This window comes from Mesorhizobium sp. M0659 (assembly GCF_040320605.1).
Taxonomy (GTDB): domain Bacteria; phylum Pseudomonadota; class Alphaproteobacteria; order Rhizobiales; family Rhizobiaceae; genus Mesorhizobium.
The window spans coordinates 405,256-421,636 of the sequence record NZ_JAMYPY010000001.1 but is presented as its reverse complement, the minus strand read 5'-3'; the positions used below and the strand labels follow the sequence as shown (position 1 = coordinate 421,636).

Here is a 16,381-nt window from a genome sequence, read left to right as displayed (position 1 = left end):
CCGGTCTATCCTAGTCGCCGCGGGCGACCGGAAGGTTCATTTCTTGAGTTTGCCTGAAGGGTTGTAGTTTATGATGTCCTGCGCCCGAATCCAGCCGGGCTCGCCGCGCTTCAAGTCTTTTTGCGCGCGCATGGCGAAAATTTTCGCATTCGTGTAATCGCCGGAATAAAAGTGGCCCTCGGCGGTGGCGAGTTCCGCCGCCGGAATGTTGCCAAGCTCGCCATAGGCCTGGGCGAGATAGCGGTATCCGACCGTGTTTTCCTTGTCGCGCCCGAGACCGTTGTTGATCTGCACCACCGCCTTCTTCAGCGAGTCGGGCGTGCCGATGGCCATCAGCGCCTGGCCGAGGGAAACGGGCAACAGGCCCGACCTCACCGGATCGAGGCTGACCGCCTTGGCATAGGCGTCCGCGGCGTCCTTGGGCTTGTTGGCCTTCATCAGTATGTCGCCGCGCATTTCCTGGAAGTAGGGGTTCTTCGGCTGTTCCTTGATCAATCCATTGGCCTTGGTCAGTGCTGCACCCAGATTGCCGTAGAGATAGGCCATCTGCGCTTCGCCATAGCGCGAGGCGAGGCTGCCCGGGGCCTTGCGGATCAGCCGCGTGGCGGCGGCCTGGCCGCCCATATAGGCGGCGATCTTGATGCGCATCATGTCGTGCCGCTGCTGCAGTGCCGGCGGATCGACCTTGTCGACGTTAGGGCTCTGCTTGACCAGCACTTCGAGATTGGCGATGCGCTCCTGCGGCATCGGGTGGCTGATGCGGTAGGGATCGACCTGCGTGCCGGAAAGCGACAGCGCGCTCTGGAAGCGGGCGAAGGTCTTCAGCATGCCCATGCCGGACTGGCCGGTGGCATTGAGATAGGTGATGGCAGAGCGGTCGGCGGTCGACTCTTCGGTGCGCTGGTAGGCAAGAATGCTGCGCTGCGCCATCTCGCCGCCGCCCGCAGCCACGCCCATGCCGGCGCCGGCAAGGCCGCGGCTGTTGGTGGTGGCGCCGGCAACGATGGCGCCGGCGCCAAGCAGCGTGGCGATGATGGCCATGGTCTTGGCGCGCTCGAGCTGGTCGCGCAATTTCTGCTGATGGCCGCCTGCGATGTGGCCGGCCTCATGGGCGATGACGCCGATGATCTCGTTGGGCGTTTCTGCCTGCATCAGCGCGCCGGTGTTGATGAACAGCCGGCGCCCGGTGACGAACGCGTTGAAGCTCTGATCGTTGACCAGAACGATATCGACACCGTCATTGGCAAGACCGGCCGCCTTGAAGATCGGCCGCGCATAGTCGCGCACCAGCGCCTCGATCTCGGCATCGCGCACGACCGGCACCGCCTGCGCGAAGGCCGTCACCGAGCCGGTGACAGCGACGGCGGCGGCAAGCAAAAGCGTCGCGAAGCCGCGCGCTGTCTTCCCGATGGAAGATTTGGACATCGTCGATTTGGGTCGGCTCAGCATGAGGTCCACTGGTAAACGAGCGGGCGAACGATGAAAAGTCACGGCACCGAAACTAGGCGAACTTGTGATCCTCACATCAATCGGGCATTTGTGCGGCGCTGCCGCCGGTTGATGGCTTTGAGCGGCGGGCCGGACGGAAAGATTTAGGTCAAATGGTAGTTTCGCTGTCGCGCCGCGGTGAAGTCGAGCCGTTTCACGCCATGGACATTCTGGCCGAAGCCAACCGGCTGAAGGCGACGGGCGTGCCTGTCGTCTCCATGGCCGTCGGCCAGCCATCCGATCCGGCGCCCGTGGGCGTGAGGGAAGCAGCCGCAAATGCGCTGAGGATCGGACGCATCGGCTATACCGACACGCTCGGTCTGGCGGATCTGCGCAAGGCGATCGCCACGCATTATGGCGACCATTACGGGATCGATGTCGCGCCGAACCGGATCGCCGTGACCACGGGATCTTCGGCCGCCTTCAATCTGGCATTCCTGGCGATGTTCGATCCCGGCGACCGCGTCGCCATCGCAGCACCCGGCTATCCCGCCTACCGCAACATCATGGCCGCGCTCGGCATCGAGATCGTCGAGATCGAGCTCGGCAGCGACGCCTATCTTCATGCCGAACATTTGACATCGGCGCACCGGGAAAAACCGCTGAAGGGCGTGTTGTTCGCCAGCCCGGCTAATCCGACAGGTGCGGTCATTCCCGTCGACCAGTTGTCGGGACTGGTGGGGACAGCCGAAGAACTCGGCATCGGGGTGATATCGGACGAAATCTATCACCGGCTGGCCTATGCCGCGCCCGACACCACGGCGCTGGCCTATGGCTCAGGCGTGACGGTGATCAATTCCTTCTCGAAATATTATTGCATGACCGGATGGCGCATCGGCTGGATGGTGCTGCCGGAAGCTCTGGTGAGGCCGATCGAGCGCATCGCCCAGAGCCTCTACATCTCGCCGCCGGAACTGTCGCAGATCGCGGCGATCGAAGCCTTCAAGGCGGCGGAAGAGCTGGAAGAGGTGAAGGCGCGCTATGCCTGGAACCGCGAGCTGTTGATGCGGCGCCTTCCGGAACTCGGATTTCCCTTGGCGGCGCCGATGGACGGTGCCTTCTACGCTTTCTGCGATGTCACCCGGCATACCAATGACAGCATGGCCTTTGCGCGCAAAATGCTGGCCGAAGCGCATGTGGCGGCGACGCCCGGTCGCGATTTCGATCCGCTGGCAGGACACCGCACGATGCGCTTTTCCTATGGCGGCAGCCATGACGACATGGTCGAGGCGATGGCGCGCATCGAGCGCTGGCTGAAATAGCGGGGACGGGCATGCCGGATCTTGAACAAGCGCTGGCCGATGTCGCCGCCGAGATGGCCGAGCGCACCGATCGGGGTGACGTCGCCACCTACATTCCGCAGCTCGGCAAGGTCGATCCGAAGAAATTCGGCATTGCCGCCGTGACCAATGACGGCCGCGTGCTGGTCGCCGGCGACGCCCATCAGGCGTTTTCGATCCAGAGCATCTCCAAGGTGTTTACGCTCACGCTGGCGCTTGGCAATGTCGGCGACGCGCTGTGGCAGCGTGTCGGACGCGAGCCGTCGGGCAATCCGTTCAACTCGATCGTGCAGCTCGAGCATGAGAACGGCATTCCGCGCAATCCGTTCATCAATGCCGGCGCCATCGTGATCTCCGACATACTGCTTGCCGGCCACCAGCCGCGCGAGGCGATCGGCGAAATCCTGCGCTTCATCCAGTTCCTTGCCGATGACGAAACCATCATCATCGACCGCGAGGTCGCGGCTTCCGAACGCGCCACCGGCTATCGCAACTTCGCGCTTGCCAACTACATGAAATCCTTCGGCAATCTCAACCATGCACCCGAGCTGGCGCTGGGCGTGTACTTCCACCATTGCGCGATCGCCATGAGCTGCCGGCAATTGGCGCTGGCCGGCCGCTTCCTCGCCAATGGCGGCAGAAACCCGGCAACCGGGCACTCCGTGGTGTCTGCCGAGCGGGCGCGGCGCATCGGCGCCATGATGCTGACCTGCGGCCACTATGACGGTTCCGGCGATTTCGCCTTCCGTGTCGGCATTCCCGGCAAAAGCGGCGTCGGCGGTGGCATATTGGGGATCGTGCCGGGTGTTGCTTCGCTCGCCGTATGGTCGCCGGGCTTGAACGCCAACGGCAATTCCAAGCTGGGGTCGATCGCCTTGGAAAAACTGGCCAGGATGATGAACTGGTCGATTTTCGCCCCCTGACGCCTTCCGTCATTCGCGCATGCAAAAATCCCGCGCCGTGGTTTGAACGGCGCGGGATTTTTGTCAGGAACCTATCTTAATCGGCTGAATAGCTTAGAAAAAGCCCTTCCGCTGCCACCAGCCGGCGCGCTTCGGCTTTTCCTCGGCCTTTGCCTCGTCGGCAACGCTGGAGGAAACCACCGGCACCGCGGAGGTATCCGCGGCCACGGCTTTGCGCCGTGACGGGCGAGCCTTGGCGGGCTCGTCGTCGACGGTCGTTTCCGTGGCGGCATCGGCCGCAGCGGGGGCGGCTGCTTCGACGGCAGCTTCCGGTGCAGCCTCGGCCGCCGTCTCATCGGCGACTTCCACCACAGCCTTCTTTGCCCTTGAAGCGCGCTTCTTCTTCGGCTTTTCGGCTGGAGCGTCGTCGTTCGCCGCGGCGGGAGCCGCTGCTTCTTCAACCGCTACGGCTGCTACGGGCTCGCTTGCGGCCGTTCCGAGTTCAGCGGCCTCGGCCACCGAGGCGGTTTCGCCGGCTTCGGTCTCCGTGCCGTCTTCGCGACGATTGCGCTTGCCGCCGCGCTTGCCGCGACGGCGCTTCTTGCCCTGGGCGTCATCTGATGCTTCCACCGTTTCGACGGCGCCAACCTGGGCTTCGTCTTGCTGTGTTGCATCGTCAGCGCCTGGTTCAGCGGCAAAGTCGTCGCTTGCCGCCGAAACCGAAGCACCTTCGGCGCCATGCTCGCGATCGCCATGTTCGCGTTCGCGATCCTTGCCGCCGCGCCGCCTGCGGCGCTTGCGACGCTTGCGGTCGCGGCCTTCGCCGTCCTCAGCCGATCTCGGCTGCTGCTGCGACTGCGGCTGCGCCTGGCGCGGCTGCTCGGCCTGTACCACAACCTCGTCGTCTTCCTCCTCGATGACGATCTCGTCCTCGGGCTCTTCCGGCTCGACATAGGCCGGGAAGGTTCGCGCTTCGACAAAGCCTTCCGGCTTTTCGGCAATGGCGCCGCGGAAAATCGCGTAGTGCTGGACACCGACCGTGTCATCGGCCTCGACGGTGATGGTCAGGCCAAAGCGGCTTTCGAGTTCCACCAGCGTGCCGCGCTTGTGATTGAGCACATAGAGAGCGGTCGCCGCCGGGGTGCGCACCGTGATGTGGCTGCGCGAATCCTTGAGCAGGAATTCCTCGATCGCCCGTACCACCATCAGCGCCACCGACGAATCGGAGCGCACATGGCCGGTGCCGCCGCAATGCGGGCACGGCTTCATGGTCGATTCCAGCACGCTGGCGCGGATGCGCTGGCGCGACATCTCCATCAGACCGAAATGTGAGATGCGGCCGACCTGGATGCGGGCTCGGTCGTTCTTGAGGTGATCCTTCAGCCGCTTCTCGACGGAGCGGTTGTTGCGGTTCTCCTCCATGTCGATGAAGTCGATGACGATCAGGCCGGCGAGATCGCGCAGCCTCAATTGCCTGGCGACCTCTTCCGCCGCTTCAAGGTTGGTGTGGAGAGCGGTGTCCTCGATCGAGTGCTCCTTGGTGGAGCGGCCCGAATTGACGTCGATGGCGACCAGCGCCTCGGTTTGGTTGATGATGATGTAGCCGCCGCTCTTCAGCGTCACCTGCGGCTGCAGCATGCGGTCGAGCTGCGCCTCGATCCCGTTGCGCACGAAGATCGGCGTCGTGTCGCGGAACGGCTGAACCACCTTGGCGTGGCTCGGCATCAGCATGCGCATGAAATCCTTGGCCTCGCGGTAGCCTTCCTCGCCGGAGACAAGAATCTCGTCAATATCCTTGTTGTAGAGGTCGCGCACCGAGCGCTTGATCAGGCTGCCTTCCTCATAGACGAGGGCAGGGGCGGTGGATTGCAGCGTCAGATTGCGGACGTTTTCCCAAAGCCGCATCAGATATTCGTAGTCGCGCTTGATTTCCGCCTTGGTGCGGCTTTCGCCGGCGGTGCGCAGGATGACGCCCATGCCCTGCGGCACTTCGAGATCGGCAACGACCTCCTTGAGGCGCTTGCGGTCGACCGCACTGGTGATCTTGCGCGAAATGCCGCCGCCGCGTGCGGTGTTGGGCATCAGCACGGAATAGCGGCCGGCAAGCGACAGATAGGTGGTGAGTGCAGCGCCCTTGTTGCCGCGCTCTTCCTTGACCACCTGCACCAGCAGGATCTGCCGGCGCTTGATGACTTCCTGAATCTTGTACTGGCGGCGCACCGGCTTGCGGCGGCTGCGCACCTCTTCCAGCGCATCCTCGGCGCCTACGGATTCGATCTCGTGGTCGTCCGGATGCGAGGACTGCACCTCTTCCAGCATGCCGCGATCATTGTCCTCGGAGGTGGCTTCGCCACTTGCCTCGCTGGACGACCTTTCGTCACCCGGCTCCGCCGCAGGGACAGCTTCGGAGATCACATCCGCTTCGACGCTTGCCGCGATCGATGTCGGGCCGCCTTCCGACGGTTCGGTCCCGGATGTCTCGGCGTCGGAGGCTTCGCTGTCGCCATGCCCGGCATGATCGTCATGCCCGGCGGTATTGGCCGCGGCATGCTCGGAAGCAGGCGCTTCGGAGACGGCATCGCTGCCGGCATCGCCATGTTCGCCGTTCTCATCATCGGCGCCGGCGTCGCGCTTGTGTTCGCCGCGCTCACGACCCTTGCCGCCGCGCCGGCGGCCGCGCCGCCCGCGATCGCGACTCTGGCGGTCGTCGCCGTCATTGTCCTCGTTCTCCTCTTCCTCCGCTTCCTGCGCTTCAGCGCGCAGCAAAGCCTGACGATCGGCGACCGGGATCTGGTAATAGTCGGGGTGAATTTCACTGAAGGCGAGGAAACCGTGACGGTTGCCGCCATATTCGACAAAGGCTGCCTGGAGGGAAGGTTCGACACGCGTTACGCGGGCGAGATAGATGTTTCCTTTGAGCTGCTTCTTGTCCTGAGATTCAAAGTCGAATTCTTCAATACGGTTACCGCGGATAACGACAACGCGTGTTTCCTCCGGGTGGGAGGCGTCTATCAGCATTTTGTTGGGCATTATTTCGTTTCCTCCCGGCAGCCGTCAGCCGCAGCTTGCGAGGCAAAGCCCGCTGCTGCGTGTCTGGGATGTGGGTGCCGGATGTCTGAATGTCCGCCGGACGCCGCTTGAGCGCCATGGCGGTGCCGCCCGCAGCCACAATGGCGCGGTTTGATGCGGACCTTTCCATGATTGCGCTTGAAGCCATCGTCACCAGCAGAACCTTTTGAACCAAAGCCCGGACGAACCGGACCAGCTTGTTTGCTCATACAGAGCCGGCACGGGAACAAACCCGGCCGTTTTCCTCACGCAGGCGATTCCCCCGCCACGGGCGCACACCTGCGAAATTCGTCGCGATCACCTGAAGCCTTTTCGCTGGAGCGAAAGGAGCCGCCTTTCATCTGACCTGTAGCAGGAAGCTGCGGGAGAAGCGGTTCCAGGATTGCAGTGATCCACCATCGCTTTTATGATTTGACGGGGTGGAAGGCAACCCCGATTTCGGATGCCGGCAAAAAGCAGTGCCGTAACGGAAGCACAGGCCTTAATCCTCAATGAAAAGGCTTGGTTAACCTTCTCTGGATACCAATCGTTAATCGAGTCTGCGGCCTGACCGGCATTTCGACCAACCACGCGGGCGCAAGCGCCAAATCGGGAGCGACTGCAAAGAAATGGGACTGGCGGGCATCACAGACAAGGGCCATGGCCGTGCAGGCCGTTTCCTGCGCGCTGCCGGTGTGCTGTTGCTGCTGGCGCTTTGCCTTGCTTTTGCGCCGGTTTCACGCGCCGCCGATGCGCCACTCGGCGCCACCGCCTACAAGATGGCCGGCGACGCAACCAAGATGCGCATCGTCATCGATTTCGACCGCGAGCCCGACATCAAATGGTTCCTGCTGCGCGGCCCCAACCGGCTGGTCGTGGACCTGCCGCGCACCCGATTCGCCATTGGCGCGAAGGACGCCAAGGCCCGCGGCCTGGTCAAAGCGGTGCGTTATGGCGATCAGGGCGAGGGATCGCGGCTGATCCTGACCGGCAAGGGGCCGTTCTCGGTCGACAAGCTCGAGGTGCTCAAGAACGAGGACGGCGCAGGCTATCGCATCGCCATCGACATGTCGGCAGCCTCCGACCGCGAGTTCGACGAAGCCCTTGCCAACCAGGCGCTGACCACTGGCTCGACCGTCTCCACCGACAAGGGCTCCAGGGTCGGCACAGGGCCGATCTCCAATCCCGGGCATCGCTTCACCATCGTCATCGATCCCGGCCATGGCGGCATCGACGGTGGCGCCGAAGGCCTCAACGGCACCATCGAGAAGAACGTGACGCTGGCCTTCGCCACCGAATTGCGCGACAAGCTCGCCGCCGTCGCCAACTACGACGTGTTCATGACGCGCGATACCGACGAGTTCCTGCGGCTCGATGACCGCGTGCGCATCGCCCGGCAGCACGAGGCCGACCTTTTGATCTCGATCCATGCCGACACGATCAGCGTCAAGGGTATCAGAGGCGCCACCGTCTATACCGTCTCCGACAAGGCGTCCGATCCGCAAGCGCAGGCGCTTGCCGACCGTGAAAACCTCTCCGACCAGTTCGCCGGCATGGTGATCAAGGACGACAACAAGGAAGTCACCGACATACTGATCGACCTGATCCGCCGCGAGACGCATAATTTCTCGATGAGCTTTGCCCACACTCTGGTCGGCCAGTTGTCCACCAGCGTCGGCCTGATCAATAATCCGCAGCGTTCGGCCGGCTTCAAAGTGCTGAAAGCGCCCGATGTGCCGTCGGTGCTGGTGGAACTTGGCTATCTCTCCAACGCCAAGGATGAAGCGCAACTGCTCGACGCCGACTGGCGCGGCAAGGCGGCGCAGAGCATCACCAACGCCGTCGCCCTGTTTGCCTCCGCCAAGATGGGAACGGGAACCGGAGGCTGAGATGGTCGCCGCCGCCCACGACCGGAGGCAGCGTTGCACGACGACAACACCAGGCGCTTTTATTTCAGGTGGGGGATGCCTAAACCGGGCACTGCCGTATTTTGCCCACATGGTGGCGACATGGGTTTTCCATCACGGATCGGGACAGTTGCGAAGGCTTGCGCGGAAGGCGGCTTCGTCTAGGAAATTCCCGGACCTCGGACTGGAGCGGGCATGATTCGTCTTATCGGCTATTTCTTTGGTATCGGCACGACGCTGGCGCTTATCGTCGCCGCGGGCGTGGCGATATACATCAGCCATCTATCGAAAGACCTGCCCGACTACGAGGTTCTGGCCAAGTACGAGCCGCCGGTGACGACCCGCATCCATGCTTCCGACGGCTCGCTGATGGCCGAATATGCGCGCGAACGGCGGCTCTATCTGCCGATCCAGGCGGTTCCGGACCGGGTCAAGGCGGCGTTCCTGTCGGCCGAGGACAAGAATTTCTACAACCATCCCGGCATCGACATCACCGGGCTTGGCCGCGCCATCTACGTCAACCTGCAGAATCTGGGTTCGGGCAGGCGCCAGGTCGGCGCCTCGACCATCACCCAGCAGGTGGCGAAGAACTTCCTCTTGTCCTCGGACCAGACCTACGAGCGCAAGATCAAGGAGATGATCCTGGCCTTCCGCATCGAGCAGGCTTATTCGAAGGACCGCATCCTTGAGCTCTATCTCAACGAAATCTTCTTCGGCTTCGGCGCCTATGGCGTTGCGGGCGCGGCACTGACCTATTTCGACAAGTCGGTCAACGAACTCACGGTCGCGGAAGCCGCCTATCTGGCGTCGCTGCCGAAGGGGCCCAACAACTACCATCCCTTCAAGCATGCCGACCGCGCCATCGAGCGCCGCAACTGGGTCATCGACCAGATGGTCGAGAACGGCTACGTGACGCGCGAGGAAGGCGACAAGGCCAAGGCCGAGCCGCTTGGCGTGACGCCGCGCCGCAATGGCTCCTATCTGTTTGCGGGTGAATATTTCACCGAGGAAGTGCGCCGCCAGATCATCTCGCGCTATGGCGAGAACGCGCTCTATGAGGGCGGCCTTTCGGTGCGCACGACGCTCGATCCGAAGATCCAGCTCATCGCCCGCAAGTCGATGCAGAACGGCTTGCTCAAATACGACACGCTGCGCGGCTATCGCGGACCGGTGACGCATATCGATGCCTCCGGCGACTGGGGCGTGGCGCTGGGCAACGTCAAGGGGCTGGAAGACGTGCCGGAATGGTCGCTTGCCGTCGTGCTCGACAGCTCGGCGACCGGCCTTTCCATCGGCCTGCAGCCGACGCGGCAGATTTCGGGCGATATCGTCAAGGAACGCATCGAAGGCGCCGTCAGCAAGGAAGACATGAGCTTTGCCATGCGCCATGTGGTCGATGGCAAGACGGTCAAGGCCAAGTCTCCGGCCGATGTACTGCAGCCCGGCGACGTCATCTTCGTGCAGAAGAACGAAGGGTCGGAAGGCGCCTACACGCTGCGCCAGGTGCCGGAAGTGGAGGGCGGCCTGATCGCCATGGATCCACATACCGGCCGCGTGCTGGCCATGGTCGGCGGCTTCTCCTATGCGCAGTCGGAGTTCAACCGTGCCACGCAGGCGATGCGCCAGCCGGGATCGTCCTTCAAGCCGATCGTCTATTCGGCCGCGCTCGACAATGGCTATACGCCGGCCTCGGTGATCATGGACGGACCGATCACCATCCAGAGCGGCACCACGACCTGGACGCCGAAGAACTATGACGGCACGGTGGCAGGCCCCGCGACCTTGCGCTCCGGCATCGAAAAGTCGCGCAATTTGATGACGGTGCGGCTGGCCAACGACATGGGAATGAAGCTGGTGGTGGAATATGCCGAGAGGTTCGGCGTCTACGACCATCTGGCGCCGTATCTGCCGATGGCGCTGGGCTCCGGCGAGACGACGGTGATGCGCATGGTGTCGGCCTATTCGATCATGGCCAATGGCGGCAAGTCGATCAAACCCTCGCTCATCGACCGCATCCAGGACCGCTACGGCAAGACCGTGTTCAAGCAGGACGAGCGCGGCTGCGAAGGCTGCAACGCGCCCGAATGGAACAACCAGCCCGAACCGGAACTGGTCGACAATTCCGAGCAGGTGCTCGATCCGATGACGGCCTACCAGATCACCTCGATGATGGAAGGCGTGGTCCAGCGCGGCACCGGCGCCACCATCGCCGAGCTTGGCCGCCACATCGCCGGCAAGACCGGAACGACCAATGACGAGAAGGACGCCTGGTTCATCGGCTATACGCCGAACCTCGTCGTCGGCCTCTACATGGGTTACGACACGCCGCGCGGTCTCGGCCATGGCGCCACCGGCGGTGGTCTGGCGGCGCCTATCTTCAAGGACTTCATGCGCGTTGCGCTGGACGGCACGCCCAATGTCGACTTCAAGGTGCCGGAAGGCATGAACCTGGTCGCGATCAACCGCAAGACCGGCATGCGTGCCGCGTCGGGCGATCCCGGCACCATCATCGAAGCCTTCAAGCCCGGCACCGGCCCGGCCGACAGCTATTGGGTGATCGGCATGGGCGCCGACGGGTCCAACGGCGCCGGCGGACCGCTATCGCCGCAGGCTACGGAAGCCATCCAGGCACCCGGCGGCGGGCTTTACTGACGACCTGATTTCTTAAGCTGAATGGGCTGGCTTGTTGAGCCGGCCCATTTCGCTTTACAGGCAGCAATGCCGTGCCTATGTATCGCGCCGACCCAAGCGCCACTTCAAAAACAGGACAGAACAACCAGCCATGCGCGCGGAAACGCAGAACATTGTCGACGAGATCAGGCAGGCGATCACCCTGCTGAGGAGGCATCTTTGACTGGGATCAGGCCATAAAACGGCTTGAATACCTGAACGTGCGCGCCGAGGATTCAAGCCTCTGGAATGATCCGCTGGAAGCGCAGAAGCTGATGCGCGAGCGCCAGGGCCTCGAAGACGGGATCGCCGGCGTCAAAAGCCTGACCCAGGCGCTGGAAGACAATATCGGCCTGATCGAACTGGGTGAGGAAGAGGGCGACCAGAGCGTGATCGCCGAGGCGGAAGCGGCCCTCCGCTCGATGCAGGGCGAGGCCAAGGCCCGCCAGGTCGAGACGCTGCTGTCGGGCGAGGCAGACGCCAACGACACCTATCTCGAAGTCCATGCCGGCGCCGGCGGCACCGAGAGCCAGGACTGGGCCTCGATGCTTCTGCGCATGTACACGCGCTGGGCCGAGCGTCGCCGTTTCAAGGTCGAGGTGCTGGAAGTCCATGATGGCGAAGAAGCCGGCATCAAGTCCGCCACGCTCCTGATCAAGGGCCACAATGCCTATGGCTGGCTGAAGACCGAGTCGGGCGTTCATCGCCTGGTCCGCATTTCACCCTATGACAGCAATGCGCGCCGCCACACGTCCTTCTCCAGCGTCTGGGTCTACCCGGTCGTCGATGACAGGATCGAGATCGACGTCTCGGAATCGGATGTACGCATCGACACCTACCGCTCATCCGGTTCGGGCGGCCAGCACGTCAACACCACGGACTCGGCGGTTCGCATCACCCATATCGCCACCGGCATCGCGGTTGCCTGCCAGGCCGAACGCTCGCAGCACAAGAACAAGGCGAAGGCCTGGGAAATGCTGCGCTCGCGCCTTTACGAGGAAGAGCTGAAGAAGCGCGAAGCGGTGGCCAATGCCACAGAAGCGTCGAAGAGCGACATCGGCTGGGGTCACCAGATCCGTTCCTATGTGCTGCAGCCCTACCAGTTGGTGAAGGACCTGCGCACCGGCGTCGAGAGCACCAGCCCGTCGAGCGTGCTCGACGGCGACCTCGACGACTTCATGGAAGCTTCGTTGTCGCAGCGCATCGAGGGCGGTGCCGGTGAAGCCGTGGCCGACCTCGACTAGGATATGTCCATATTCAGGTGAGGCCGGCCTGCGAATGGCTGATTCCTACGCTTCCGCCACTTTCGGCTCGGCTGACTTGAATAAGAACATCCCTGGGCGGGGGAGCGAAGGAGGAACAATGACTCGCAGGCTCACCGGCAAATGCTTTTGCGGCGCGGTCCAGTATGAAGTGGCGGACGAGTTCGTCTATGCCGCCAACTGCCATTGTTCGAACTGCCGGCGCACCACAGGTTCCGCCTTCAAGCCCTTCGCCGGCATCGAGCGCGAGAAACTTGCCCTTGCCGAAGGGCATCACGGGCTCATCCATTTCGGCGATGACAGCGGCCACGATGCGCATTGCAGCCGCTGCGGCTCGTTGCTGTATTCGCTGGTCCGCGACGGCGCCTATGTCCATGTCGCCATGGGCACGCTGGTCGACGATCCGACGATCCGGCCGACCGCGCACATCTTCGTCGGCTCCAAAGCGCCATGGTTCACCATCGCCGACGACTTGCCGCAATATGAAGGGCATGTGATCGCCGGTCCAGGCGACGTATAGGCTGGAACCACATACGGCCAATCCCGTTGTTTCGTTGCCCGTCTGCCGGGAGTTGAGCCTGGCTTGGATCTCGTCAGCGGTTGCAGATAGCGGCGTAGATGTGCGGCCTCGCGCAGCAACTTCTTGCGCCAGCCTAGGAATCAGCCCAGCATCCGAGGGCTGGAAGAGAAAAAGCATTTATGGCCGGACGCGGCATATCTGCGACCTGACGATCCGGCCACTGGGAAGACACGTTCCGGGAACGGGCAAGCGAAACGCTTGATGCTCGTTTGAAAGGAACGCTTCCATGTCTGCTGCCACTCTCCGATCGGCCAGAGCCGTTCAACCGGCTGGCCGACTCCTGTTTTCCTTGTTCGTGACCCCGATCTTTGCAATTGCGATGCTTGCGGCGGTGCTGACCGCACCCGCCTTCGCCCATGACGCCAAGCCTACGGCGGCGAAGCCGCAAGGCTGGAGTTATCCCTTCGCCTGCTGCGCAAACTACGACTGCCGCACCACCCATACCGGCGAGGTGCTGGAAAAGCCGGAGGGCTATGTCATCGCCGGAACGGGGGAGGTCGTTCCGATGAGCGACAAGCGGGTCAAGGACTCACCCGACGGCGATTTCCACTGGTGCGCGCATCAGGCCGGCCTCGACGCAGGCAAGACGATCTGCCTGTTCGTGCCACCGCGTTCCTACTGAGTTCTGTTGGCAGTTCTCATCGGAAGGCCGGCCTTGGTGGTGCTGAAGGCGCTTGCGTCAGACGGAAGCAGCGAGTGCCGAGGCGAAGTCGCGATACGGGCGCAGTGGGCGACCCAGAAGTGCCGTCAGGCGCTCGACGTCGCCGGCCTCGGGCAGCATCCCGTCGGTGAAGAAACGCTCGCCCATCAGGCGCATGTCGTAGGCCATCCAGGCGGGCAGGAACTGCTTGAGATTTTGCTCAAAACCCTCCGTATTGTCGCCGCTGTAGCTGATCGGGCGGGCGAGTACGTCTGACCAGATTGCGGCAATATCCGTCCCGGTCAGTGTCTGCGGACCGACGAGGTTGATCCGCTCGAACGCAAGCGGCTCCTTGGACTGTTCGCGACGCAGCAGCTCAAGGGCGGCGATCTCGGCGATATCGCGGGCGTCGATCATGGCGAGACCCTTGGGGCCGATCGGCATTGGGTAGGTGCCGTAGCCGGTGATGACGTCTTCGACCGTCAGATCGTTCTGGATGAAGTAGGCCGGGCGCAAGATCGTAGCTTTGAAGTCCATGTGTTCGATCATTCGCTCGACGCCGAACTTGCCCGCGAAATGCGGCACGTTCACATAGACGTCAGCGTGGATCACCGAGAGATAGACGATCCGCTCGATGCCGGCCGATCGGGCGACGTTCAAGGCGATCAAAGCCTGGGTGAATTCGTCCGGCACCACGGCGTTCAAGAGAAACAGCGTGGAAACGCCAGACATGGCTTTGCGCAGCGAATCGACATCGAGAAAGTCGCCTTGCACGACCGATACGCCTGCCGGAAAACTGGCTTTCGACGGATCGCGCACGAGAGCACGCACATCGGCGCCGCGCTTGGCGAGCTGTTCGACGACTTGGCGGCCGATATTGCCGGTGGCGCCGGTAACGAGAATGGTCATGGAATTTCTCCTGTTGGGTTGCTTGACAGTCCCAATATGTGTGGCTCACAAAGAGCCCAGTAGACGGCAATTTTAGACACGTCGTCTCACTGGTGGGACAGTCATGGACCTTTTAGCCCTTGCCGATTTTAACCTCGTGGCTCGCCATGGCGGCTTCGGCAAAGCGGCAAGGTCCACCGGCCGGCCCAAAGCAACATTGTCCCGGCGCGTTGGCGAATTGGAAAGCAGTCTCGATCTGCGTCTGTTCGAACGGGGTGCGCGTAACCTGAAGCTGACCGAAGAAGGACGGGCGCTCTTCGAGCGGACGGGGGCGTTGCTTGCCGAGCTGGACGAGACGGCATCGGCGATTGCCTCGGGCGGTCAGAGACCCAAGGGCAGATTGCGGATCAGCGCGCCTTTGCATTTTTCGCAGACTGCAATGGGGAGGATCGCTGCGGGATTTGCCCTGAGGTATCCTGAGGTGAGGCTTGAAGTGACCACCGAAGACCGGCATGTCGACATGATCGAGGAAGGCTACGATCTGGTAATCCGGGTCAATCCGGATCCCGATGAAAGCCTGGTCGGACGGGCGTTTCTCCGCGACCGCCTGGTCGTTGTGGCGAGCCCGGACCTTCCTCGCCCGACCGATGGGCTCGCCGCTCCTGGCGTTGCGCGCGGGACAGGCGAGCGGCAAACATGGCAGGTGAAGACACCAGGTGGCCGGGCAACACTTAGAATCGAGCCGGTCCTCGCCTTGTCGACGCTGATCATGGTCCGCGATGCGGTGCGAGCCGGCGTCGGCGCAGGACGGCTTCCCATTTCGTTGGTGGCCCACGACCTGGCTGACGGCACACTGGTGAATTGGGGGGATATTGACGGCCCCGAAATTTCTCTATGGACGCTCTACCCGTCGCGGCGGCTGCTCAGCGCGCGCGTGTCGGCGTTCCTGGATTTTCTGAAACAGGCTTTCCCAAACGGGACGCCGGACGAACTGGCCGCCTATATCGGCAGGTGACGACGATTGGGAGGTGACGACGGGTCCGCTTCGGCCAGAGCGCCGCTCGGCTCGATCGATCGGAGCCTGCTGACAGACAGTCGCCGGCGACGATCAGCCATTCGATGCCGCGCGCCTTGAGTTCGGTTGCGGCAGGCCCGCCGCCGAAGGCGCTGGCCTGCGTCTTGACCAGCATCGTCTCGCCGGCCGCGGGCGCCACTTCCGGGCAGATTTCCGTCAGAGGATCGCTCTTGTCGGAAAAGGCGGACTTGCCGTCGGCGTCGAGCGGATGGAAGGGATGCGCCTTGGCGGCATCGACGATATAGGCCCAGTGGTAGAGCGGCACGAAGTTGCGCCGCGCCGCCGCCTGCAGGCGTTGGACGTTGGCCAGCACCTCGCCATAACCTTCGACCAGATAGCGCTTGTCCTGCCGATGCTCTTCCTGGAGGTCGATGAACGCCGCGGCGACCGTGCCGCGTTTGATGGAGATGGGGCTTTTCATGCGGATAGGCCTTGGTTCGCGACCAACGCCGCCGCTCTTCTCGCAAGGGCAGCGCAAGCGGTGGAGATTGGTCGGCGTCCTCCGAACTTCGTCCTCCCAGGGCGAAGCAGCCGCGCAGCGGCGTCGCGGAGACCCTGGGATCCGTTCCGTGACGTCGACCGTGGAGTGCAACTGTGCAGGATCTGCACCGTTGCGGCGCTCTGGAGTCCATGCCGTGACA

12 protein-coding genes are annotated in these 16,381 nt (G+C 63.0%); 8 read left to right on the top strand and 4 right to left on the bottom strand.

Features of this window, described 5'->3' with window-relative positions; translation table 11 throughout:
- Positions 1–36 precede the first annotated feature (36 nt).
- Entirely contained in the window at positions 37–1,449 is a 1,413-nt protein-coding gene (locus NKI31_RS02150) for a M48 family metalloprotease (protein WP_023702473.1), read from the bottom strand.
- A gap of 152 nt (positions 1,450–1,601) precedes the next feature.
- Between NKI31_RS02150 and NKI31_RS02145 the strand changes: the two genes are divergently transcribed.
- Together NKI31_RS02145 and NKI31_RS02140 are read left to right on the top strand one after the other, a co-directional pair.
- Positions 1,602–2,750, top strand: a complete 1,149-nt coding sequence (locus tag NKI31_RS02145) for a pyridoxal phosphate-dependent aminotransferase (protein WP_352650224.1) — start codon at positions 1,602–1,604, stop codon at positions 2,748–2,750.
- Between the two features lie 11 nt (positions 2,751–2,761).
- Positions 2,762–3,691, top strand: coding sequence for a glutaminase (locus NKI31_RS02140; protein ID WP_352650223.1), 930 nt, complete (start codon positions 2,762–2,764; stop codon positions 3,689–3,691).
- A gap of 93 nt (positions 3,692–3,784) precedes the next feature.
- Here the strand turns inward: NKI31_RS02140 and NKI31_RS02135 are convergent, their stop codons facing one another.
- Positions 3,785–6,700: an Rne/Rng family ribonuclease gene (locus NKI31_RS02135; protein WP_352650221.1), complete on the bottom strand. Its 2,916-nt coding sequence runs from the start codon at positions 6,698–6,700 to the stop codon at positions 3,785–3,787.
- Positions 6,701–7,347: 647 nt separating this feature from the next.
- Here NKI31_RS02135 and NKI31_RS02130 point away from each other — a divergent pair.
- The 5 genes from NKI31_RS02130 (at position 7,348) to NKI31_RS02110 (ending at position 13,759) form a co-directional block, all read left to right on the top strand.
- The gene (locus NKI31_RS02130; RefSeq protein WP_023738932.1) at positions 7,348–8,607 is read left to right on the top strand and encodes an N-acetylmuramoyl-L-alanine amidase; all 1,260 of its coding nucleotides are present in this window, start codon (positions 7,348–7,350) and stop codon (positions 8,605–8,607) included.
- A gap of 213 nt (positions 8,608–8,820) precedes the next feature.
- Positions 8,821–11,277 carry a penicillin-binding protein 1A gene (locus NKI31_RS02125; RefSeq protein WP_023738931.1) on the top strand — a complete coding sequence of 819 codons (2,457 nt, stop codon included), beginning with the start codon at positions 8,821–8,823 and terminating at the stop codon, positions 11,275–11,277.
- A 130-nt stretch (positions 11,278–11,407) separates the two neighbouring features.
- Positions 11,408–12,539, top strand: a protein-coding gene (prfB, locus tag NKI31_RS02120) for a peptide chain release factor 2 (RefSeq protein ID WP_155922402.1) whose coding sequence is annotated in 2 segments (ribosomal slippage) — positions 11,408–11,473 and positions 11,475–12,539 — 1,131 coding nt in all. Because the reading frame shifts where the segments join, the coding sequence is not laid out codon by codon here.
- A gap of 118 nt (positions 12,540–12,657) precedes the next feature.
- Positions 12,658–13,077, top strand: coding sequence for a GFA family protein (locus NKI31_RS02115; protein WP_023691227.1), 420 nt, complete (start codon positions 12,658–12,660; stop codon positions 13,075–13,077).
- Between the two features lie 286 nt (positions 13,078–13,363).
- Positions 13,364–13,759 carry a hypothetical protein gene (locus tag NKI31_RS02110; protein ID WP_023667474.1) on the top strand — a complete coding sequence of 132 codons (396 nt, stop codon included), beginning with the start codon at positions 13,364–13,366 and terminating at the stop codon, positions 13,757–13,759.
- Between the two features lie 57 nt (positions 13,760–13,816).
- Here NKI31_RS02110 and NKI31_RS02105 read toward each other — a convergent pair whose 3' ends face one another.
- Positions 13,817–14,686 carry an NmrA/HSCARG family protein gene (locus tag NKI31_RS02105; protein ID WP_023818190.1) on the bottom strand — a complete coding sequence of 290 codons (870 nt, stop codon included), beginning with the start codon at positions 14,684–14,686 and terminating at the stop codon, positions 13,817–13,819.
- A gap of 103 nt (positions 14,687–14,789) precedes the next feature.
- Between NKI31_RS02105 and NKI31_RS02100 the strand changes: the two genes are divergently transcribed.
- Positions 14,790–15,680, top strand: a complete 891-nt coding sequence (locus NKI31_RS02100) for a LysR family transcriptional regulator (RefSeq protein ID WP_027050429.1) — start codon at positions 14,790–14,792, stop codon at positions 15,678–15,680.
- On the opposite strand, the gene NKI31_RS02095 is transcribed toward NKI31_RS02100, so the two are convergent.
- Positions 15,589–16,161 (bottom strand): isochorismatase family protein, encoded by a 573-nt coding sequence (locus NKI31_RS02095; RefSeq protein WP_352650218.1) that lies wholly within the window; start codon positions 16,159–16,161, stop codon positions 15,589–15,591. The genes NKI31_RS02100 and NKI31_RS02095 overlap by 92 nt on opposite strands.
- Between the last annotated feature and the right edge of the window lie 220 nt (positions 16,162–16,381).

What these genes read in the sequence shown, in the direction of transcription:
- NKI31_RS02150 (WP_023702473.1), bottom strand. Translation starts at nt 1,449, where the DNA reads ATGCTGAGCCGACCCAAATCGACGATGTCCAAATCTTCCATCGGGAAG.
- NKI31_RS02145 (WP_352650224.1), top strand. Translation starts at nt 1,602, where the DNA reads ATGGTAGTTTCGCTGTCGCGCCGCGGTGAAGTCGAGCCGTTTCACGCC.
- NKI31_RS02140 (WP_352650223.1), top strand. Translation starts at nt 2,762, where the DNA reads ATGCCGGATCTTGAACAAGCGCTGGCCGATGTCGCCGCCGAGATGGCC.
- NKI31_RS02135 (WP_352650221.1), bottom strand. Translation starts at nt 6,700, where the DNA reads ATGCCCAACAAAATGCTGATAGACGCCTCCCACCCGGAGGAAACACGC.
- NKI31_RS02130 (WP_023738932.1), top strand. Translation starts at nt 7,348, where the DNA reads ATGGGACTGGCGGGCATCACAGACAAGGGCCATGGCCGTGCAGGCCGT.
- NKI31_RS02125 (WP_023738931.1), top strand. Translation starts at nt 8,821, where the DNA reads ATGATTCGTCTTATCGGCTATTTCTTTGGTATCGGCACGACGCTGGCG.
- NKI31_RS02115 (WP_023691227.1), top strand. Translation starts at nt 12,658, where the DNA reads ATGACTCGCAGGCTCACCGGCAAATGCTTTTGCGGCGCGGTCCAGTAT.
- NKI31_RS02110 (WP_023667474.1), top strand. Translation starts at nt 13,364, where the DNA reads ATGTCTGCTGCCACTCTCCGATCGGCCAGAGCCGTTCAACCGGCTGGC.
- NKI31_RS02105 (WP_023818190.1), bottom strand. Translation starts at nt 14,686, where the DNA reads ATGACCATTCTCGTTACCGGCGCCACCGGCAATATCGGCCGCCAAGTC.
- NKI31_RS02100 (WP_027050429.1), top strand. Translation starts at nt 14,790, where the DNA reads ATGGACCTTTTAGCCCTTGCCGATTTTAACCTCGTGGCTCGCCATGGC.
- NKI31_RS02095 (WP_352650218.1), bottom strand. Translation starts at nt 16,161, where the DNA reads ATGAAAAGCCCCATCTCCATCAAACGCGGCACGGTCGCCGCGGCGTTC.